15 protein-coding genes and 1 tRNA gene are annotated in these 21,035 nt (G+C 63.0%); 5 read left to right on the forward strand and 11 right to left on the reverse strand.

Annotated elements, in window-relative coordinates; all coding sequences use genetic code 11:
- On the reverse strand, nucleotides 1–1,185 hold a 1,185-nt coding region (locus QM600_RS19725; RefSeq protein WP_283263243.1), incomplete at its 3' end, for a dipeptidase.
- A gap of 235 nt (nucleotides 1,186–1,420) precedes the next feature.
- Between QM600_RS19725 and QM600_RS19730 the strand changes: the two genes are divergently transcribed.
- Nucleotides 1,421–2,137: a TetR/AcrR family transcriptional regulator gene (locus QM600_RS19730; protein ID WP_283263286.1), complete on the forward strand. Its 717-nt coding sequence runs from the start codon at nucleotides 1,421–1,423 to the stop codon at nucleotides 2,135–2,137.
- Nucleotides 2,138–2,145: 8 nt separating this feature from the next.
- On the opposite strand, the gene acpS is transcribed toward QM600_RS19730, so the two are convergent.
- Nucleotides 2,146–2,538, reverse strand: a complete 393-nt coding sequence (gene acpS, locus QM600_RS19735; protein ID WP_283263244.1) for a holo-ACP synthase AcpS — start codon at nucleotides 2,536–2,538, stop codon at nucleotides 2,146–2,148.
- A gap of 11 nt (nucleotides 2,539–2,549) precedes the next feature.
- Nucleotides 2,550–11,855: a type I polyketide synthase gene (locus tag QM600_RS19740; protein WP_283263245.1), complete on the reverse strand. Its 9,306-nt coding sequence runs from the start codon at nucleotides 11,853–11,855 to the stop codon at nucleotides 2,550–2,552.
- A gap of 420 nt (nucleotides 11,856–12,275) precedes the next feature.
- On the opposite strand from QM600_RS19740, the gene QM600_RS19745 reads away from it, so the two are divergent.
- Nucleotides 12,276–12,977 (forward strand): DUF8548 family protein, encoded by a 702-nt coding sequence (locus QM600_RS19745; protein ID WP_283263246.1) that lies wholly within the window; start codon nucleotides 12,276–12,278, stop codon nucleotides 12,975–12,977.
- A 92-nt stretch (nucleotides 12,978–13,069) separates the two neighbouring features.
- Nucleotides 13,070–13,151: transfer RNA gene (locus QM600_RS19750), tRNA-Leu, on the forward strand.
- A gap of 56 nt (nucleotides 13,152–13,207) precedes the next feature.
- On the opposite strand, the gene ctaD is transcribed toward QM600_RS19750, so the two are convergent.
- Complete coding sequence (gene ctaD / locus QM600_RS19755) at nucleotides 13,208–14,911, reverse strand: aa3-type cytochrome oxidase subunit I (protein ID WP_283263248.1); 1,704 nt, start codon at nucleotides 14,909–14,911, stop codon at nucleotides 13,208–13,210.
- 163 nt (nucleotides 14,912–15,074) lie between these two features.
- Between ctaD and QM600_RS19760 the strand changes: the two genes are divergently transcribed.
- Together QM600_RS19760 and QM600_RS19765 are read left to right on the forward strand one after the other, a co-directional pair.
- Nucleotides 15,075–15,482 (forward strand): transcriptional regulator, encoded by a 408-nt coding sequence (locus QM600_RS19760; RefSeq protein ID WP_283263249.1) that lies wholly within the window; start codon nucleotides 15,075–15,077, stop codon nucleotides 15,480–15,482.
- Nucleotides 15,479–15,844 carry a DUF3817 domain-containing protein gene (locus QM600_RS19765; protein WP_283263251.1) on the forward strand — a complete coding sequence of 122 codons (366 nt, stop codon included), beginning with the start codon at nucleotides 15,479–15,481 and terminating at the stop codon, nucleotides 15,842–15,844. The genes QM600_RS19760 and QM600_RS19765 overlap by 4 nt, the downstream gene beginning before the upstream one ends.
- 52 nt (nucleotides 15,845–15,896) lie before the next feature.
- Here QM600_RS19765 and rdgB read toward each other — a convergent pair whose 3' ends face one another.
- The 7 genes from rdgB to clpS form a co-directional block, all read right to left on the reverse strand.
- On the reverse strand, nucleotides 15,897–16,511 hold the full coding sequence (gene rdgB / locus QM600_RS19770) for an RdgB/HAM1 family non-canonical purine NTP pyrophosphatase (RefSeq protein ID WP_283263252.1): 615 nt from the start codon (nucleotides 16,509–16,511) through the stop codon (nucleotides 15,897–15,899).
- Between the two features lie 3 nt (nucleotides 16,512–16,514).
- Nucleotides 16,515–17,300 (reverse strand): ribonuclease PH, encoded by a 786-nt coding sequence (gene rph / locus QM600_RS19775; protein ID WP_283263253.1) that lies wholly within the window; start codon nucleotides 17,298–17,300, stop codon nucleotides 16,515–16,517.
- Nucleotides 17,301–17,334: 34 nt separating this feature from the next.
- Nucleotides 17,335–18,093 carry a cyclic nucleotide-degrading phosphodiesterase gene (locus QM600_RS19780; RefSeq protein WP_283263287.1) on the reverse strand — a complete coding sequence of 253 codons (759 nt, stop codon included), beginning with the start codon at nucleotides 18,091–18,093 and terminating at the stop codon, nucleotides 17,335–17,337.
- A 112-nt stretch (nucleotides 18,094–18,205) separates the two neighbouring features.
- The gene (locus tag QM600_RS19785) at nucleotides 18,206–18,850 is read right to left on the reverse strand and encodes a rhomboid family intramembrane serine protease (RefSeq protein ID WP_283263254.1); all 645 of its coding nucleotides are present in this window, start codon (nucleotides 18,848–18,850) and stop codon (nucleotides 18,206–18,208) included.
- 69 nt (nucleotides 18,851–18,919) lie between these two features.
- Nucleotides 18,920–19,987 carry a P1 family peptidase gene (locus QM600_RS19790; RefSeq protein ID WP_283263255.1) on the reverse strand — a complete coding sequence of 356 codons (1,068 nt, stop codon included), beginning with the start codon at nucleotides 19,985–19,987 and terminating at the stop codon, nucleotides 18,920–18,922.
- A complete protein-coding gene (gene aosR / locus QM600_RS19795; RefSeq protein ID WP_283263256.1) occupies nucleotides 19,984–20,574 on the reverse strand; it encodes an oxidative stress transcriptional regulator AosR in 591 nt (196 codons plus the stop codon). Before aosR ends, QM600_RS19790 begins: the two co-directional genes overlap by 4 nt.
- Nucleotides 20,575–20,627: 53 nt before the next feature.
- The gene (gene clpS / locus QM600_RS19800) at nucleotides 20,628–20,939 is read right to left on the reverse strand and encodes an ATP-dependent Clp protease adapter ClpS (RefSeq protein WP_243619220.1); all 312 of its coding nucleotides are present in this window, start codon (nucleotides 20,937–20,939) and stop codon (nucleotides 20,628–20,630) included.
- Between the last annotated feature and the right edge of the window lie 96 nt (nucleotides 20,940–21,035).

Below are 21,035 nucleotides of genomic sequence, written 5' to 3' on the forward strand. Positions count from 1 at the left end.
GGGAATCGATCCTCCCTGTCCGGCAAACCCGACTTCAGCCCGGTACGCCTCGCTCAGCGCCGTGCTGAGCTGCTTGTATCCCGGCCCGCCCGTCGACGCACTGAACGGCATACCCGTCGACTCGGGTTCGACCGAAACACGGACATCCCACGGCGCCGCAGCCAGCAGATGTCCGATCAGTAGGTCCTGCGCGCCGACGGGATCGATGCCGGGCGGGACGCGCAGGTTGAGTCGCGCAGACGCCCGGGGCGCGATCGCTGCGGCCGAACCGACTACCGGCGGGCAGTCGATCCCCAGAATCGTGAGTGCTGGGCGAGCCCACACTTGTTCGGCCACGGAACCTGAACCGCTCAGGCCGACACCGTCGAGCACGCCGGCATCAGCACGAAACCGACCCTCGGCATATTCGACGCCATCCCAGCGCTGATCGTTCGTCAATCCGTCGACGGTGGTGTTGCCGTACTCGTCGTGGAGGGTCGAGAGCATCTGCACCAACGCGGTAAGGGCATCAGGCGCGGCGCCCCCGTACGCACCGGAATGGACCTCACCCTCCAGCGTCGACACGTGCACCACGACGTTGGCCATGCCGCGCAGGGATGTCGTGATTGTCGGCGCCCCGACCTCGATGTTGCCCGTATCCCCGATCAACATCACGTCTGCAGCAAAAAGTTCCGGCCGATCCCGGAGTAAATCCTCGAGACCGCCGGTGCCCATCTCTTCCGAGCCTTCGGCGACGATTCTCACACCGACAGTTGGTTCGAGACCGGTTGCGGCCAGTGCGCGCAGGGCCGTCAGATGCATCACGACATTGCCTTTGCAGTCCGCTGCCCCTCGCCCATACCAGCGCCCTGCTTTCTCGGTAAGGCTGAAAGGTGGCGATTCCCAAAGTTCTTCGCTTCCCGGCGGCTGAACGTCGTAGTGGCAGTAGAGGAGCACCATCGGGGCATCTGTCGGGCCTGGTCGAAAGCCGATGATCGCAGCGGAACCGTCCGAGGTCTCGACCGATTCGACGTCGTCAAATCCTTGCTCTCGGAAAGCTTCCAGAATCCACTGCGCCGCACTCGCACATTCTTCCGGCGGGAACTGTCGCGCATCAGCGACGGATCGCAAAGCCACCAAAGTTGTGAGGTCCTCTCGGGCACGAGGCATGAGCGTGGACACCGTAGCGCGTAGTTGATCGGTCATTTTCATCCTCTCCGTCATCGCACTTCTAAGTGTGCCCGAATCACCGATCAGCAACCCTCTCATCAGTTGGACACTTGGTCACCTAGAATCGGAGTGTGGCAACGTCGTGGGATTTCGAGCACTCGCAGCGACGCAGCGCAATTCTCGCGTCTGCCGTCGGACAGGTGATCACTCGATGACCTCGGATATTCCTCAAGTACCAAATTCTGCGGCCAATGCCGATAGCCTCGAAGCCGTGCAGTCATCCACCCGCAATCGCGTACGTCGACGGCCGGACCCTGCTCTCGAGAATTCACACCATGAGGAACCGCAGGAACTGCTTCCGCGTAAGCGTCCGACGCAGGAACGAAGCCAACGCAAATTCGACGCACTTCTTGCCGCGTCGCGGGATCTGCTCACCGATGTCGGTTTCGAATCGTTCACGTGCGAAGAGGTCGCGGCGCGCGCCGACGTCCCCATCGGAACGCTGTATCAGTTCTTTGCCAACAAGTACGTCATCGTGTGCGAATTGAACCGTCAGGACCTTGTCGGAGTCCAACACGAACTAGCTCAGTTCGGCGGCGAAGTACCGTCACTGGATTGGCTGCGTTTCCTCAACAGCTTCGTCGATCACATGGCCGGTCTCTGGACGTCGGATCCCTCGCGCCGTGAGGTGTGGCTGGCAATGCAGTCGACGCCGTCTACCCGGGCAACGGGAGTCATCCACGAGAAGCAGTTCGCGGAGACCGTCGCAAAAATGCTCGGGCCGCTGACACCGCGCTCCCCTCGCGACCGCCGCATGATGATGGCGGAAGTTCTTGTGCACGTGGTGTATTCGATGCTGAACTTCTCGGTCCAGGACGGCCAGAGCCATGCGGACGCGGTAGTGGAACTCAAGCGACTGATGGGCGCTTACCTTCTGGTGGCGGAGAAAGAATCCCGTTCGAAGGGCCTCGGAACCTACGAAGGCTAGTCCGCTCGTCAGAGCGATTCTATGACGGCGAATGCGCCGGCCATGTCTCCATCGTGAGTCAGCGAGATGTGAATCTTCACGTCGGTGAGGTGCTTCGCGACGTCGCCGCGCAACCTGATGGCGGGGCGCCCCCACGCATCCGAGATCACTTCGATCTGATTGTGGATCATCTCCCCCAGCACCGGTGGGCTGGCAAAGAGAGCAGTGGACCACGCTTTGATCACTGCTTCCTTCGCCGCCCACCGGGCCGCGAAATGTCTTGCGGGATCGGAACTCCGAGTATTGGCATCCCGACGCTCACCCGGTGTGAAGTTGTCGAGCATAGCCGTTCCCGGCCGTTTCAGTTGCTCGGCGAACTCCGACACCGTGACGAGGTCGAAACCGATACCCAGAACTCCCATCCTGCGATTATCTACTTGCAGCCAGGCAGATTCGAGCGGTACACCTGATCTGCACCGAGTCGGGCATCCTCGCTCAGGAGCATGTCTACTTCGAGCTGACGCGAGACCTTCGCGGGCGTTCCGTCGGCGCCGAGGCGACGATCTGCGGGACGCTCGTACAGGCTGTCGCCACCGCACATCGCCTTCGCGAGGCGACGCTGACCGTCGACGGTGCGCTGCTGTGCGGCTGCGATGTACGCCTCACGCTTGGCTGCGGGGACCGACTCGACAAATGCCTGCGGGTGGACAACCGCAATCAGTCCGGTGACGTGACCGAAGCCGAGGCTGGTCAGCAGGCCGGCGCGCAGCGGGAGCTGCTCACCGAACTTGAGCGGCTGACGTGCCCACACGAGGTGTTCGAACTCGGCCATCTTGTCGTCGACGCAGTCGAGGCTACGGTTCGGCGGGATGACGCCCTGGCTGAGCACCTGGCAGAGACCGATCAGCTGGAAGGCTGCGGCACCACCCTTCGCGTGGCCGGTCAGGCTCTTCTGCGAGACCACGAACAGCGGTGCACCGTCGCTGCGTCCCAGTGCCCCGGCGAGGCGCTCGTGCAGCTCGGCCTCGTTGGGGTCGTTGGCCGCAGTCGAGGTGTCGTGCTTGGAGATCACCGTGATGTCGTCGGCACTCACCCCGAGTGCATTGAGCGAAAGTGCAAGCTGCGAATCCGGTCCCCCACGTCCGGCGCCCAGCGCCCCGATACCCGGAGCCGGGATGGAGGTGTTGACGCCGTCGGAGAACGATCCAGCCCAGGCAACCACACCGAGAACGGGCAAGCCCATTTCCAGTGCCAGGTCACCGCGAGCGAGCAGGATCGTGCCACCACCGGCGGACCCGACGAAGCCGCCGCGACGACGATCGTTGGCCCGCGAGAAGCGGCGATCCTCGATGCCCTTGGCACGCATGTCGTCCGTCTTGGCCGTGGCAGACATGTCACCGAAACCGATGATTTCTTCCGCACTCAAGTCGTCGTAGCCACCGGCAACCACCAGCGTGGCCTTACCCAACCGGATCTTGTCGACGCCTTCTTCGACCGACACTGCCACGGTTGCGCACGCTGCGACGGGGTGAACCATCGCGCCGTAACCGCCAACGTACGACTGAACGACGTGCGCCGCAATAACATTCGGCAGAGCTTCCTGCAGGATGTCGTTGGGACGGTTCTCGCCGAGCAGCGTATCGATGTACAGGCTCCGCATGGAGGACATGCCGCCCATGCCGGTGCCCTGCGTGTTCGCAACCAGGCTCGGGTGAACCCAACGCAGCAGTTCGCTCGGTGTGAACCCGCCGGTGAGGAACGCATCCACGGTAGCGACGATGTTCCACAATCCGACGCGGTCGACCGAATCAGCCATGTCGGCGGGGATTCCCCACTTGGTGACGTCGAAGTTGGTCGGAATCTGGCCGCCAACACTGCGGGTCAGCTTCATCTTGCGCGGGACGCGGATCTCGGTACCAGCGCGGCGTGTGACCGTCCAGTCGCCGGACTCTGCCGATACCGACGCCACGGTGTTCTCGGGATCGGATTCGACGAAGGCCTGCGCCTCTGCCTCACTGCCGACGACGAAGCTCAGATCCTTGTCCAGGAACACCGAGGTGAGCAGCGGCGCGGTGTTGTCGATCATCGGGCCTTCGTCGACGAATCGACGGATGCCGCAACGCTCGACGACTGCATCGTTGTACTTGTCGGCGATTTCCGCCTCGGGCACCAGATCGCCTGATTCGACGTCGTACCACCCCGGCTTGGGGTCGTTCTCCCAGACGATCAGTCCGGTGTTCCACGCGAGCTCCAGAACGCCGGCGGCAGACAGTTGCTCGTCGACCTCCATCTCGAAGCGAGTACGCGAGGAACCGTAGGGGCCAAGCTCGCCCGCGCCCACGATGACCACGAGGTCCGAAGGATTGGTGTCGAGTTCGGGCCAGCTCGGAGCCTTGATCGTGCCATCGATTCGAGCCGGCGCCGGCAGTGCCAGGATGCTGCTCTCATCGATGGCTTCGTCCACTGCCTCCGCCAGTTCTGCAACCTCGGCGGCTTCGCGAGCCAGTGCACCCAGATCGAGGTTCGCCTCGGAAAGTCCACCGGTCAAGTCGATTTCGAGCGGTGCCTTCGCAGCGCTACGACGCGACTCGGCGGTAGCCGTCTTCAGCAGTTCGGTCGCCATTTCCTGGGTGGACCAGGTACGGACACCGGCAGCTTCGACAGCGTCGACGATCGGGTCGTTGTGGCCCATCAGGCCGGTTCCGCGAACCCAGCCGATGATGGCGTGCGCCAACGTGACTCGCTCGGCCCAGTTGCGCTCGGCCTTCCAACGGTTGACCACAGCGATCAGCGAAGCCTTGGCCTCACCGTAAGCGCCGTCGCCACCGAACGTTCCGCGGTTCGGTGAACCGGGCAGAACTACGTGCAGGTGCGTGTCGACATCGCTGTCGTAACCGATCTTCGACAGACCACCGATCAGGCGCTCCACCGACCATAGGAGTACACGCATTTCCATTTCGGCGCGAGCACCGGCGTCGGAAAGCTCGCCGCCGACGCGAGGAGCCGCGAACGGGAACAGCATCGTCGGCGTCATAGCCGGCTTGATCAGCTTCTTTGCGCCACTGGCATTTTCGGTGGCCTCGTTACCGATCCAGTCGATCAGTGCGTCGACGTCCGTGTACGACGCCATGTTCGCAGGAACCACCCAGAGAGCGGCACCGGCGCGAGCATTTTCGCGGTACAGGTCGCGGTAGAAGCCGAGACGCTTGCCGTCCAAACGCGAGGTCGTGACGAATACCGTTGCGCCGCCGGCCAAGAGCTTGCCCGTGACACTTGCGGCGATGGAACCCTGGCTGGCGCCGGTCACGACTGCGACCTCGCCGGCCCACTCCGGCGCGTCCGATTCAGCAGTGACAGCTGCGCCGGCGATGCGGGTGTAGACCTCGGCCAGCGTTGTGCGGCCTTCGTCGGAAGCGCGGGTGGACCACCACTTTGCCTGCGCGGCAACGGTGGAACCGGCTCCAATGAAGTTCTCAACCGACAACGTTTCGGATCCGAGCCAAATACGTGCGAGATCCTCACGCGCACTTGCCCAACGGTCGTCGAGCAAGACTGCCTTCTGGGCGTCGAATGCCGGAGCAACCAGACGCGGCCAGTCGGAGCCCAGCTCAGCCGAAACAAGATCGACCAGTTCGGTGTCTTCGACCGTCGCGACCGGAGCGTCTTCGCTCAGGCCGAGCTGCTCGAGCACGAGACGAGCGGCCGAAGCCAGAACGCCGTTGCGACCGGTGATGTTCTCGGTGAACTCGCCCAGAGCTGCAGCGTCGACGGTTCCGCCGCTGCCACCGCCGGTGGCAGGCAGAGCAACACTGACACCGCGAGCAGAACCGACCGAAGCCACAGCACTGTCGATGACAGCGTCAACAGCTGCTGCGTCGGCGAGTGCGCCGGAGCTCAGTCCACCAAGTTCGCCGCCGCGGATGCTGGCGCCGTCACGGGTACCGAGAGCAACCGCTGCGGTGACGTGATGTGCCCAGCCGTCGCCCAGCTCCCAGACCTTCTTGACACGGTCGGCGATGTAGCCGGGGCGCTTGCCCGAAGGTCCGAAGACCTTGCGGAGGTGATCGTTGATCGAATCGGAAAGAACCGGCCCGAAAGGCCTGTACGTACGAGCCAACTTGTCGACGGTGGCGCCGAGCGAGCCCATGTCTGCATCTGCCGCACCGTCGATGGCGCCGAGAGAAAGCTCGGAACCGAGGTCGACGAGGAGCTGGTTACGACGTGAGGAGACGCCGTCGCACAGTGCCTCGATCGTGTCGGCGGGGCCGACCTGATCGGGACGCAGCTTGGTCCACAGGCTGATCAGAACCTTGGTGGCGTCGGGTGCCTTGAAGGTGAGATCGTCCGGACGCGGTCCACTGGACGTGGCGACCGGTGCAGCAGCGGCCGCAGGGGCAGCAGCAACCGGAGCGGCCTGCGGCGCAGCGGTTTCGACGTCGTCATCGTCGTCGGCAGCCGGATCGATGTCCGTGCCGTAGACGATTCCGGCTTCGCGTTCGATGTTCAGAACCTCGACGGGGTAACCGAAGCGACCCGGCAGCTTGAGCGTCTGCGACGCGAGGTTCGCGACTGTCGGGGCAGACCCGAGGCCGACCTCGACGAAACGCTCCACACCGAGTCCACCGTCGGACTCGTCGGCGAAGAGCAGGTCCTGGGTCTCGATCCAGCGAACCGGGCTGGCGAACTGCCAGGCCAGAAGCTCGATCAGGATGATCCGGGACAGTTCGTGAGTACGGGTTGCGTAGCTGTCGAAGTCTGCGAGAACTGCATCCAGTGGCTCCGACGGAACCAGATCGGCGATTTCCTGAACGAAGCTGCGATCCAACGTGAACAGCTTCGGAACGAGGTTCGGGATGTAGCGACCGATGAGGATGTCCGGATCGATGTCGTGCGGGAGCAAGTCCTGCAGGCAACGGCGGAAGTCCGCGACGCCGCCGCGAAGAACGGTGGAGTGGAACGGCACATCGATGCCGGGAACCTGGATGTAGGCGCGCTTGCCGCCGAATTCTGCTCGGAGACGATCGATTTCGATCTCGAGTGCGTCGAGACCGGCAACCGAGCCGGCAATGGCGTACTGGCTGCCACGCAGGTTCAGGTTCACGATTTCGAGGAACTCACCGGAAGCCTCGGCAACACCGGCGACAAAGCCCTGCACGTCGTCGTCGGACACACCGATCTGCGACGGGCGAATAGCTGCCATGCGGTAGTCGGAGCGGCCCGATGCGTCACGAGGAACGAGCTGGTGCATCGCGGAACCGCGCTGGAAGACAACCTCGAGGAGCGCTTCGAGCGGGAAGACCTCGGCAACAGCGGCGAGGGCGTTGTACTCGCCGACCGAGTGACCAGCCAGGTAGGAGCCCTCGATGAAGGTGCCCGACTCACGGAGTTCGGCAACCTGGGCGACACCGAGAACGGCCATCGCAACCTGCGTGAACTGCGTCAGGTGCAGGACACCGTCCGGGTGCTTGTGCTCGACTCCGCGAGCCTTGACGGTGACCGGGTTGTCGCGCACCACAGCGAGAATCGAGAATCCGAGCGCCTTCCGGGTGTGCTTGTCGGCACGCTCCCAGACGTCGCGCGCAGCCTTCGAGCGAGCGCGGGCGTCGAGGCCCATGCCCGGACGCTGGATGCCCTGGCCGGGGAACGCGTAGACGGTCGTCGGCGCGGCGGTGCGTCCGGTGGCGACCATGACCAGTTCACCATCGATACGGCAACCGACCTCGACGATTTCGGCGCCCTGATCGATGCCGACACGATCGACACGAACATCGATCTCGGCACCGGGGCGAACCATGCCGAGGAAACGAGCGGTCCATGCGGTCAGACGACGCGGCGGTGTGCGGGTTTCGCTGGGATCGACTGCGGTGACAACCTGCTGGGCTGCAGCGGACAGCCACATGCCGTGCACGATCGGGCTTCCGAGACCGGCCAACAGTGCGGCGTTGTCGGACGTGTGGATCGGGTTGTGGTCACCGGAGACCTGGGCGAAAGCGCCCATGCTGACCGGAGCCAGGATCTTGGCGTCACGGCGACGGCGACGCGGGGTGTCGATGGCAGCGTCGGTGATCGATCCGCCGGCGCGTGCCGGGTCGGCGAGTTCGCCGGCGCCGGTGCGTCCACGGATGGCGAAACGCTCGGTCATGGTGACCACGGCGGGGGCGTCGAGGCCCTCACCGAGCATGGCACCGACCTCGACCTTGACCTCGACAACACGACCGAGGTCGGTATCGAGAACCGAGGCAACCTCGGCGTTGATCACGAGAATGCTTGTCTCGGAGGGCAGCTCACCGACGAAATCGACCGTGTGATCCAGGTGGACCAGGTCGAGCATGCCTTCGATAACCGAAAGACTGTCCAGCTTGGCTGCGCCGAGGACGGCAAAGACAGCAGGCCAGCAAGCTCCGACGACGACGTCCGGGACAGCCTTACCGCTCACACTCAGCGTGGTGGGCAGACCGGAACCGGTGACACCGGCGTGATCGGCGATACGATCGGGAACCCACGCGACGTTGACGCGCGCCTTGCCGTTCTTGACGGTCGGAAGTTCCTGTCCTGCAGCAACTGCCAGGAGAGCGGACATCGCAGCTTCGGCGTCGGCCTCGGTGACAACCGGAGCGCCACCGTCGACGACGGATACCGGGATGGTGATGGTGATGTCAACGGACTTGTCTGCCACCAACGGAACAGAAAGCAGAACGTGCGACTCGTCGACGACGGTCAGGCTCGCACCCGTAGTGCCGTGAACAGCCTTTTCTGCCGACTGAGCGGACCACTGATCGAGGTCGCCGAGGCGACGGACGGGGTTCTGGGTCAGACGACCGGCCCACTGGAGATCCGGTGCCGAGAGAACAGCGTCGAGCAATCCGGGAGCGGCATCCTGATGACGACGGCTTGCGAGGGTCACCGGAGTTGTTCCGGCAGCGACCAACTCGTCGTACGTGGCCTTCTCGAAGCGATCGAGCAGGGCACCGACGGGCTCGTCGACCTCGGTGATGCCGGCAACGGCAACGGTGCCGGGGATGACGCAGACTTGATCGGCGGTGTACCGCGGATCGTGCGCCTGCCAGAGGGAATCGCTACGCCACCAACGACGTACGTCGCCGTCGACAACCGGTACGAAGTTGACGGGCTTACCCGGCGTCTTGCACAGGGAGATGAAGAACGAGATGTCGGCCGGGTGCAGAACCGTGGTGTCGTAGTCCGGGTACGACGCCTGCAGAGCGCAGATCGCAGCCTCGGGACGCTCGAGAGTTGCAGCGTCGGCAAACAGGGTCGGGATGGGACCACGGTCGACCGGGTGCAGACGAGCCTCGGCGCGCTGCAGCATTTCGCCGAAGCGTGCGCGCCAGCTGATATCGAGCCACGTGCTCGACGTTGCCTCGGTAATTGCGTCCTGCAGGTCTGCGCCGCAGTCGAATTCCTTGGCAGCGTCGATACCGACGGTCAGCTCGAGGTAACGACGCAACCACTGTGCGTACGTAATCGTCTCGACGTCACCGAAGTACGGCTTGGCCGTGACGTTGAGCGCGGCGATGATTTCGTCACGACGCTCGGCAACGGCGTCGGAATCACCGGCGACCTCGTCGAGGAGGCGTCCGGTGCGCGAAGCGGCATTGTCTATCTCGTGGATGTCGGCACCGAGTTGGCTACGCCCCGAAGCCATTCCGCCTTCGGCAGTGCCGGCGCCGACCCAGTCCGGAGTACCCGGTGTGTCGACGAGAAGCTGCTTGACCTCGGGTGAGGTGGTGGCCTCGAGCGTTGCCATGGCAGCGGTTCCGACGAGGATGCCGTCGACGGGCATTGCCGGGAAGCCGGCTGCAACCGACCAACGGCCAGTCAGGTAATCAGCTGCGCGCTCGGGTGTTCCGATGCCGCCGCCGACGCAGATGACCAGGTTCGGACGCGCACGCAGTTCGGCGTAGGTGTCGATAAGCAGGTCGTCGAGGTCTTCCCACGAGTGGTGTCCGCCGGCACGGCCGCCTTCGATGTGGACGATGACCGGGAAGTTCGGAACCTCGTTGGCAATGCGGATCACGGAGCGGATCTGCGCCACGGTGCCGGGCTTGAACGCGATGTTGGTGATGCCGATCTCGGAGAGCTCGTCGATAAGGGCAACGGCCTCTTCGAGTTCCGGGATACCGGCGGTGACGATGACACCGTCGATGGGCGCACCGGCGGTGCGGGCGCGCTGCACGAGGCGCTTGCCACCGAGCTGGAGCTTCCACAGGTACGGGTCGAGGAAGAGAGAGTTGAACTGGATCGCGCGGCCCGGTTCGAGCAGCATCTTCAGTTCTGCGACACGGTCTTCGAAGATTTCTTCGGTGACCTGGCCACCACCGGCGAGCTCGGCCCAGTGGCCGGCGTTTGCCGCGGCGGCAACGATCTTGGCGTCGACCGTCGTCGGCGTCATGCCGGCGAGGAGGATCGGCGAGCGGCCGGTCAGCTTCGTGAAAGCCGTCTCGACGCCGATGCGTCCGCCGGGCAACGTAACCGGCTTGGGCGCGAATTCGGTCCACGAACGTGAGACCTCAGGCGTAGCACCGGGAGTCAGAAGGTTGCGGTGTCCGCCGCGAGTGGCAGCAGCGATGATGCCGATGCCCTGTCCGCGCAGCGACGACGCCGTCATGCGGGTCAGCTGGTCACTCGGTCCGAGATCGAGGATCCACTGTGCGCCGGCCTTGATGGCGCCATCAACTTCCTGTACCCAGTCGACCGGATCGACGAGCACTGCCTGCGCGAGTGCGCGGGCGCGATCTGCGTCCAGGCCGCAGCGGATTGCCCAGCTAGCGACCAGGTCCACGGCGTCGGCAAGCGCCGGGTGATGGAAGCCGATCTCGGTGTCGAGCGGGTCGAAGGACGGCGCGAATACCGAACCGCCACGCTTCTTGCCTTCGCGTTCACGTGCTTCTTCAGCTTCGATCTGCTCGCAGCGTTCCTGAACTCGCGCAAGCTGAGCGGGAGGTCCGGCGAGGACAACGCGGCGGCGGCCGTTGCGGATAGCGAGAACAGCGGCGCACTCGGGCGTCGTGGTCTCGGCCAGTTCGGCGACAACGGCGGCCAGTCGTTCGGGATCGACGTTGGATACGGCAACCATCGGCTTGCCGGCAGCGCTCGCGATGATTCCGCGGCGACGTCCGACCAGGCTGGCTGCAGCACCGACGAGCTGTGCGACTGCCAGAAGTTCCCCGTCGTCGTTGCCGCGGGCGGCAACGGCAGCGGTCGCCAGAACGCCCTGCGAATGGCCGATGACAGAAACGGGCGCATGAGCGGCGGTATCGAGACCCTGCGCAGAGAGCGCACGCAGCGCCGCAAGCTGCGTGAGAAACACACCGGGAAGTGAAACTGGTGCTGCGGTGAGTGCTGCAGCAGACGGTCCTGCCGGCTTCTCACCTTCTTCTTCGTCCACGATCTCGGCTTCGAGCATCCACGCGATCGGGTCGAAACCGATCGGGCGCACAACCACGAGATCCTGAGCAACGGGAGCGAGGCGTGCAGCGGCATCGTTGACCAGATCAGTCAGAACCGGCTCGAGGCCGTTGTCGCGGCTGAGTTCTTCGAGCGTGCTGAGCCACGGAGCACCCTGCCCACCGAACGCAACCGCGTACGGGAGTCCGTTGTTCAGTGAATCGACGAGGGCACCTTTGCTGGTCGTGCGAGAAACTCCCCCGTCGACGCCAACGCGGCGTCCGTCCTTCGAGTCGCGTCCGTTTCCTGTAGGTGTCGTGTCATCGATCGTCACGCGTACGTCCTCTCCTGGTCACCTCTGCGGCGAGGTGGGATTTGCAGTGTCCTGCCCGGCTGAATTGCTCGCGTATCCACCGAAAAAATCGGCATGATCAAGGCCTCCGTGCACAACAAGGTTTGCACAGGATCATGAGGATTTCCTCACGTTTGCGGGCGGCGTCGAGTACATGACTTCCCTGGCGGTGATCTTCCTCACCGAACATCAAGAAAGTGACTCGCGAGTAGGTCGCAAAGCCGCTGCCAGGGACTGTTACTTGCATTTCCACAAACCTGAGGAACCCCTCATATTTATTGTTACCAATTCGTGACCCTCTTGACGGTTGGCGCGTCCCATGCGTACTACGGCAAAACCTGTCGGACCCACTCGCTACGTTGAGCGCGTCCATTCGGACCACATTCTCTGGGGGGAGAAATCATGGGTATCACCAACGCACAAACGGCCGTCGGCTTCATCGAAGGCGAGCTACCACTCGCCGCCTGGCCACATTGGAACGACGGTTGGCAGCAGGAAGCGGAAGCCGCAATTCTCGACGCCATCTTCTCGGCTCGCGCCGCGTACGGAACGCCGTCCACTGGCGTCCGGGCCGTCATTGCCAAGTGGCGCGACTACCGCCAGTCGAGTGAACCGCTCGACGATCTGGCCGCGCTCGCGGCCTTCGCTGATCGCGGAGACGAACTGGCGATCATCCTCGGCAACCGTCAGCGAGTGCCGGGCAATTACTCCACCAAAGCCGAGGCCGCCGCACTGGCCGCTGCCGCACTGATCGCAACCGGATGCACCGGCAGTCATGACATCAGCGACACCGACGCACATCGTGACGCCGTCATTTCCGTTCCCGGACTGGGAGCGCGCACCTTCGAACTGCTGCTGTTCCTTTCCGGCACACTCACAGCGGGCTCTGCGGATTTACTGACGCGCTTCGCCGCCGAGGCCGTCGGGAATGAGGAACCACTGAGCACCGTTGACGCGACGGCGATTCTGACGGCCGCAGCCCAAGAACTGGGCGTATCCATCGCAACCCTGACCCACGCGGCCTGGCGGTATCAACGCACCGCCGAGCGACCTCGACGGCAATCGAAACCTGTCGTGGCGGACAGCCTCGCCGACTCGGCTTGATCTGGGGTTTCGAGTGCCAACTGAGCGCTGAGTCCGCTCTGCAAGGGCGGTGCCGACAAGGGGTATGCCGTCGCGTATCCTTTGAATTCCGCGCGCGAGTGGCGGAATTGGCAGACGCGCTGGATTTAGGTTCCAGTGTCTCAGGACGTGGGGGTTCAAGTCCCCCCTCGCGCACAAGTAAGAGTTCGATTCAAGAACTCATAGCAGGTGGGCCCGCCGAAAGGTTGGGCTCACCTGCTTTTTGTTGCGCCCTGCCTTCTACCGGCGTGCTCTTCCGCTCTCATCCGTTCGACCATATGTGGATAGTGCAGTTCGAACGCCGGTCGTTCGCTGCGAATTCGGGGTAGTTCGATGAAGTTGTGCCGCGGCGGCGGGCAGGTAGTTGCCCATTCGAGTGAGTTTCCGAACCCCCACGGGTCGTCGACCGTCACGACTTCCCCGTATCGATAGGACGTGAAAACGTTCCAGACGAACGGCAACAGTGACACGCCGAGGACAAACGAACCGATCGTGGAGATCGAGTTCAGGGTGGTAAATCCGTCCGACGGCAGGTAATCCGCATACCGGCGCGGCATACCTTCGGCGCCGAGCCAATGTTGGACCAGAAACGTCATATGGAAACCGACGAAGGTCGTCCAGAAATGCCATCTGCCGAGACGTTCGTTCATGAATCGTCCGGTCATTTTCGGGAACCAGAAGTAGATCCCGGCGTAGCTCGCGAAGACGATGGTTCCGAAGAGCACGTAGTGGAAGTGCGCGACGAGAAAATATGAATCGGTGACATGGAAGTCGAGTGGTGGACTCGCCAGAATCACCCCGGACAGACCTCCGAAAAGGAAGGTGATCAGAAAGCCGATCGAGAACAACATCGGCGATTCGAAGGTCAACTGTCCCTTCCACATCGTGCCGATCCAGTTGAAGAATTTCACCCCGGTCGGCACCGCGATGAGGAAACTCATCATCGAAAAGAACGGCAGCAAAACAGCTCCCGTGGCAAACATGTGATGGGCCCAGACCGCCGCCGAGAGAGCGGTAATCGCGATGGTCGCGTAGACCAGCCCGAGGTATCCGAAGATCGGTTTGCGGGAGAAGACCGGAAATATCTCTGACACGATGCCGAAGAACGGTATCGCCACGATGTATACCTCGGGATGACCGAAGAACCAGAACAAGTGCTGCCACAAGATCGCGCCACCGTTTGCGGGATCGAAGATATGACCGCCGAGATGGCGATCCACCAACAAACCCATCAGCGCTGCGGTCAGAATCGGGAACGCGAGCAATACCAGGATCATGGTCATGAACACATTCCAGGTGAAGATCGGCATCCGGAACATCGTCATTCCCGGCGCGCGCAGGCAAACGACCGTAGTGATCATGTTGACCCCACCGAGGATGGTCCCGACGCCGGCCAACACCAACCCCATAATCCACAGATCGGCACCGACACCCGGTGAATGCAGCGCGTCGGTCAGTGGGGAATATCCGGTCCAGCCGAAATCGGCGGCCCCGCCCGGCGTGAGAAAACCCGAGACGGTGATGAGCGCACCGAACAGATAGAGCCAGTAACTCAACGCGTTCAGTCGCGGAAACGCCACGTCCGGCGCACCGATTTGCAACGGCAGAATGTAGTTCGCGAAACCGAAGACGATCGGCGTCGCGTACAGCAGCAGCATGATCGTGCCGTGCATGGTGAAGAGCTGGTTGTACTGCTCATTCGAGAGAAACTGGAGCCCGGGAACGGCGAGTTCGGTCCGGATCAACAGGGCCATCAATCCGCCCAACATGAAGAAGGCGAACGACGTGACCAGGTACATCACGCCCAACTGCTTGGGGTCGGTGGTGGTGGCAGCGGAATAGAGGAACGAACCCTTGATCCCGTGCCGCTTCGGATACGGCCGCGAGGGAACAAGCTCTGTAACAACTGGGGTCACTGCGCACCATCACTGTGTAGGGGTGATGTGGGGCTTCCCGTTGCTCCGAAGCCGGAAACCTGCGCCCCGCGGCACGCCTCTACGACACGGCGTGGCACGCCTCTACGACACAGTGTCGGAGATCGCAGAGCGAGGCACTATAGCTCTCAGGTACCGTCTTAGTGTGTCCAAGAAAGCTACGAAACGCCGACCTGCGCTTATTCTGCTGGTCCTTGTCTCAGCCGCGGGCTGCTTGGCGCTCGGTTGGTGGCAGTGGGAGCGTTTCGAGGCTGTGGGCGGTACAGGCCAGAACCTCGGTTACGCGTTCCAGTGGCCACTCTTTGCAGCGTTTGTGGTGTACGCATACCGCAAGTTCGTGCAGCTCGAGGATGCCGACCCCGAAGTTGTAGCTGCCGAGCACGCTACCTCCGCACCCCGCGAGATTCCTGCGGACCTGCTTCCGCAGCGCCCGAAGGCTGAGCTCGACGACGTCGAACGTGACGTCGATGATACTGAGGCTCGCCAAATGCTCGAATACAACGACTACCTTGCGCAGCTCGCCGCTCGCGAGCCCGATAGGAGCACTACGTGAGTACCGGTCAGGAAGCGAACATCGCTGTCCCTGCAGTCGATGAAGCCAAGCGGACGAAGGTTCGTTCCGCACTCTTGCGGTACCGCGTCCTCGCATACGCGACAGGCATCTGGTTGTTGGTGCTTACCGCTGAGGTTGTCGCGAAGTACATCTTCAGCGTCGACAACCTTCCGACGTGGATCGCAGTTGTCCACGGCTGGGTGTACTTCGTCTATCTGATCGTCACGCTCGATCTTGCAGTCAAGGTTCGGTGGCCTGCGGCGCGCACGGTTGGCACACTACTTGCCGGCACGATTCCGTTCCTCTCGTTCTACGTCGAGCACAAGCGGACGGTTCAGGTCAAGAACGACTACAAGCTCTGACCTAGCGAAAAACGAAGGCCCTGAACGCAATTGCGTTCAGGGCCTTCGTTTTTCACTCTTGGACCGCGAGCGCCGCCAGCGCCGGGACCAACTGAACGAGGGCCCTCCCCCGGTGTGAAGCCGCGTCCTTCTCGGCCGGCGTCAATTCCGCAGCGGCACGGGTATCTCCGTCGGGCCGGAAGATCGGGTCGTAGCCGAACCCGCCGTCGCCGGCCGGTTCGCGACCGATAACTCCGCGCCATTCGCCGCGAACCACCGTCTCGTCGCCACCGGGAATCACGAGCGCACAGGCGGAAACGAATGCCGCTCCCCGACGCTCATCCGGTACGTCGCCCAATTGCGCGAGGACGAGCGCCGTGTTGGCGCCGTCGTTGCCGTGGGTTCCCGACCATCGGGCCGACAACACTCCCGGCATAGCGTTGAGCGCGTCGATCTCGACACCGGAATCATCTGCAATGCAAGGCATTCCGGTAGCGGCAGCACCATCGCGAGCCTTCGCGAGTGCGTTCACTTCGAACGTCGCACCTGTCTCCGGGGCTTCCGGGAACGGCGGCACTTCGTCGAGTCCGACGAGGTCGATGCCGCTTACTCCAGCGGCATCGAGCACGCGGTGGAGTTCCTTCAATTTCTTTGCGTTTCGGCTGGCAACCAGCACTCGGACAGTCACAGCTCAGGCACCGAATTTCTTCTTGGGTTCCGGGTTCTTGGGTTCGGGCAGTACACCCGGGTAGGGCTCGGCCAACGCGAGCTTCTGAATTTCGAATATCTGCTCGCATCCGGCCAGTGCAGAGTCCAGCAGTTTGTCGAGAGTCGAGCGCGGGAAGGTCGCACCCTCACCGGTGCCCTGGATCTCGACCAGAGTTCCGGTGTCGGTCGCGACGACATTCATATCGACCTCGGCACGCGAATCCTCCTCGTAGGGCAGATCCAACCGCACGCGCCCGTCGACAACACCGACGCTGACAGCCGCGATGCCGCACGAGATCGGCTGCGGATCGCTCAACAGGTCGGCGGCACGCAGGTAGGTGACCGCGTCGACCAATGCGACGTACGCGCCCGTGATTGCGGCGGTACGTGTTCCGCCGTCTGCCTGCAGAACGTCGCAGTCCAAAGCGATGGTGTTCTCACCGATTGCCGCAAGGTCGATGCACGCGCGCAGTGATCGACCGATGAGTCGGCTGATCTCCTGGGTGCGGCCGCCGACCTTGCCTTTGACGGATTCACGTCCACTGCGTGTATGTGTCGCAGCGGGGAGCATTGCATATTCCGCGGTGAGCCAGCCGAGCCCAGACCCCTTGCGCCACCCCGGAACATCTTCTTCAACGCTGGCGGTACACATCACACGGGTGTTCCCGAACTCGACCAATACCGAGCCTGCCGGATGGCTGGTGAACCCGCGGGTGATCTTGATCGTGCGGAGTTCGTCGTCCGCCCTGCCGTCTTCTCGTGTAGTCACCTTCGTGAGCCTAGCGTCCCGCTCAGGTGAGCTGTCAGATGTCGTACACACTTCCCGCGGAGACCGCGTGTACCGGTCCCGAGAATTCGGATTTCGCTTCGGCGATGACGTCCTCGCGGGACGTCCACGGCGGGATGTGTGTCAGGAGCAGTTCCTTCACGCCGGCCAGGGCGGCGACACGGCCGGCTTCCTTGCCCGACAGATGAATGCCCTCGGGTCGATCAGGACTGTCCGTCCACGACGCCTCGGACAGCAACACGTCGGCACCTCGGGCAAGCTCGACGACGTTGTCGCACATACCGGTGTCTCCGGTGTAGACGAGTACCTTCCCGGCAACGTCTGTGACTCGGAATCCGTAGGCCTCGGGCGGATGGTTCATCCGACTCGGAACTACGGTCAGTTCGCCGAAGGTGACGGGCTCGTTGTCGGTCCACAATTTCAAGTCGATGGTGTCGGAGATGTCATCGATTTCTCCGGCACATTCTGCGGACGACGTCCCGATCCGGCAGGCGGTGTCACTCGGGCCGTAAACCAGTGCGCGACCTTCGGGGCGATTGGGATGGTAGCGACGCCACACGAGCAGGCTCGGCATGTCGAGACAATGATCGGCGTGCAGATGCGAGAGCAGGATCGTCGCCTCGCCGGGGTCTGCGTAACGCTGCAGAGCACCCAGTACTCCGGGGCCGAAATCTATGACGAGCGGCGGGGTACCCGGCGCCGTGAGCAAGTAGCCCGAAGCCGGTGAATCCGGCCCCGAGACGCTGCCGGAACACCCCAGGACGGTCATGCGCATACGGGTCATGCTGCCACGTCTACCCACGAACAAAAAAGCTCCCGTCCGTTTTTGCGAGTCGAAGTCACACCCGCCGACGGGTGTGACCCACGTCCGTATCGAAAGTGCCTGGTCAGGCCGAAGTTACAGCGCCTGCCCGCTTGGTCCGATCACCCGACGCAAGTGCCCAGGCAGCCACCACGCCGCCGATCGCGCCGAATAGGTGCCCCTGCCACGAAACCTGCGGATCGCTGGGGAGCACGCCCCACAGGACTCCGCCATAGATCACGAAGACAACAACCCCGATCAGAATCTGAGTGAAACTTCGTGTGAAGAATCCTCGAACCAAGAGATACGTGACCCAACCGAAGATGAGTACGGATGCCCCGACGTGATTCGAATTTGCCCCGGCAAAGAGCCACGTTCCGACGCCACCGACAACCCAGATGATCCCGGTTGCCTCCAGCCCCCGGGAAATCCCCGAGACGAGTACGAGATAGCCGAGAATCAGCACCGGAATTGTGTTCGCAATCAGATGCGCCCAGTCGTCGTGAAGCACCGGCGCAAAGAGAATGCCCCACAGTCCGTCCAACGTGCGAGGTGTGACTCCGGCATTTTGGATGTGCTGCCCGGAAATGGCGTCCGCAACTTCGATGACATACAACGCCAGGACAAATCCGCCGATCAGCACTGCCGACTGCTTCCACACCGACGGTGGTTTCGGTGCCGGAACCGGCACTGGTGAACCGAAACCAGAACCGTTGAAATCCATCGTCATCTCGGGCGTCCTCACGGTAGTTGTGTCTACCTCGAGATTACCGTCGCGGGCGTGGAGCGTACGGAGGAACTAGACGAACGCGGACGGGAACAAGTCTCGATAGCTGGGAATGCCCGCAACCGAGGTCGCGTCCAGAATTGCCTTGACGATCGCCCGTTCCACAACCTGAGCGGCAGCCGCGCACACCGCGTCGAGGACGGGCAGATCCGCCGGAAAAGCTGCCGGTACCGCGATCTCGAATTCCGGGACGTGTGTTCCGGTCGCGAGGGCAAAAATCGTGTCACCGTCGAGTGGTGAGTGGGCCGGCCGGATTGCCCGTGCCAAACCATCGTGTCCGGCGACTGCGACGCGTCGGCAACCGGCTTTTGTCAGCGCCGCGTCCGTTGCCACAACCCCGATGGTGGTGTTGAGAACTGTCCCCTTGGCCGCGACGGCATTCGCGGCATCAAGTTCGGACGGCACCGGCAGACGCAGTCCGAAAGACTCGGCACCGTCGGATCCCACGCCCCACGGCAAGCCGGTTCGCGGATCGAACACCGACCCCACCGGGTTCGCGACGATCAGCGCCGAGACCGTTGTCCCCTGAGCTGGTCCGTCGGCAATCATTACGCTGGCAGTGCCGACTCCACCTTTGATCGCGCCGGCGCGAGCCCCGACACCGGCGCCCACCGTGCCGGTCGCACATTCCTTCGACGCCCTATCCGCGGCCAGGAAGCCGAAATCGGAGTCGGGCCGAATCGTCCAGTCCCCCACCGGAAGATCGAAGATCACAGCACCCGGGACGATGGGAACCACTTGACCCGGTGCACCCATCGCGATTCCGTGGCCGTGTTCTTCGAGCCACCGCATCACGCCGTCGGCGGCCGCCAAACCGTAGGCACTTCCGCCGGTCAGCAACACCGCGTTGACTTGCTGAACCGAATGGCTCGGATCCAGCAGATCCGTTTCCCGGGTTCCGGGTCCGCCGCCGCGAACATCAACTCCCGCAACCACTCCCGCCGGCGCAAGGATCACCGTGCAGCCCGTCGCGGAACCGGTTCCCAGAGTTGCATTGTCATCGAGCCGGTGATGATGACCAACCGAGATCCCGACGACGTCGGTCAATGAATCCGTGGGGCCGATGGTCGTCGCGGTCACGGCATGAGCGCCTGAACGAGCGAGTCCTGCATCCACGTCAACCAGTGATACACGTCCAGATGAGGCGCCCGGGGGTCGTCCGGATCCAAGCTTTCCGGCGTATCCGCGTCGATCCCCAGATTGGTTCCGAGAGCCAGGCGTACATCGTTGAGCGCCGACAACCACGCATCAGCTTGTTCCTGCGTCAACAAGATCTTGCCGCCGCTTTCAGGGAGCGAAGCCAACAACACCCGACCCGACGCTTTCTTGGCGTCGATGATCTCGGGCTCGTGCAAACTCCGCAACGCGCCGTTGACGTTGGCGCCGGCGTCGTCGAGATCATCGGGATCGGGCGAGACCTTGTCGGGGTCTGTCCGATGAAAATCGGGGAGCAACCTTGCCAGCACCGGATTATCCGGAGTCTCCGAATTACCGGTTCGCAGTCCGGTGAGCGCGGCAAGCTCGTCCTGCGGAGCCGACGATTCGCGTTCGTCCAACAGTCCGATCACCGACTCGACCAGCGAACGAAGGACCGCTGCTTCGTGAGCGTCCATCTCGGATCTGAACTTCACTCCGGAAAGTGAATTCTTCCTGCTCCACGTCCGCACGCGTCGGACTCCCCTCTGTCATCGGGTCGAGATTTATTGAAGGTAAACGAGATTTACGTGTCTTCGCGTTGCATCGTGGCCCAGAGACCAGCCGCGTGCAGGCGCCTAACATCGGCTTCCATCTTGTCGCGTGAACCACTGGAAACGACGGCCTTGCCCTCCGAATGGACCTTCATCATCAGATCGTTGGCCTTGGCCTTGCTGTATCCGAACAGCTTCTGAAAAATATAAGCGACGTAGTGCATCAGATTGACCGGATCGTCCCAGACAATGGTCACCCAGGGGCGATCGACGGCTTCGATAGTCGCGACAGCCTCCGACTGCTCGGGCACCGCACGCGGTGAAGACACCGTCGCACCCTTCATCGAGACGCGCGCCGAGGCGGTCGTGGGAACTGTTGCGCCGCCGGAAACCATGTCTCCAGGGTACGACGCGATACCGGGTGACAACACCCACCCATG

The sequence above is a fragment of the Rhodococcus sp. IEGM 1379 genome (genome assembly GCF_030056815.1).
GTDB lineage: Bacteria > Actinomycetota > Actinomycetes > Mycobacteriales > Mycobacteriaceae > Rhodococcus_F.